This window comes from Photobacterium sp. R1, assembly GCF_054600795.1.
Genome location: NZ_BAAHZP010000108.1, coordinates 1 through 438, shown reverse-complemented (window position 1 = coordinate 438; position 438 = coordinate 1). Strand labels below are relative to the sequence as shown.

Sequence of the window (438 nt, the reverse complement as noted above, 5' to 3'; positions counted from 1 at the left end):
GTGAACCCGTGACCATTGATGCCATTCAGCAAACGGTGCCCGTGTCGTTTGATGCGCCCGTGTCTGTTGCGAACTGGCCCGCGGTGCAGCCTGTGAGCGGAAAGATCACCGTAGGCAATTTGCCTGAGGTGCAGGCGGTGCGCGGGGAAGTGGCGATCACCAACCTGCCCGAAGTGCAGACCGTGAATGGTCAAGTCACTGTCGGTAATTTGCCGCAGGTGCAGCAGGTCAGCGGTCTGGTTGCGGTGGCGCGCAGTGATGCGCTCACCAGTGCGGTGATCCCATTAGAGCAGGCAACCACCACGCAGCTGCTCGCCGCCGACAGCAAGCGCCAATCTGTGCTGGTGCAGACAGACAAAGCCCTGTTTATCGGGGGGGAAGGCGTGGATAACCAGACGGGCATTTATATCGCGGCGGGGGAATCCATGACGCTGGATA

Annotated in this window: 1 pseudogene; it reads left to right on the top strand. The window is 60.5% G+C overall.

Annotation, left to right across the window (positions count from 1 at the left end):
- Positions 1 to 438, top strand: a pseudogene (locus tag ACYP03_RS24185) (hypothetical protein); the annotation flags it as partial.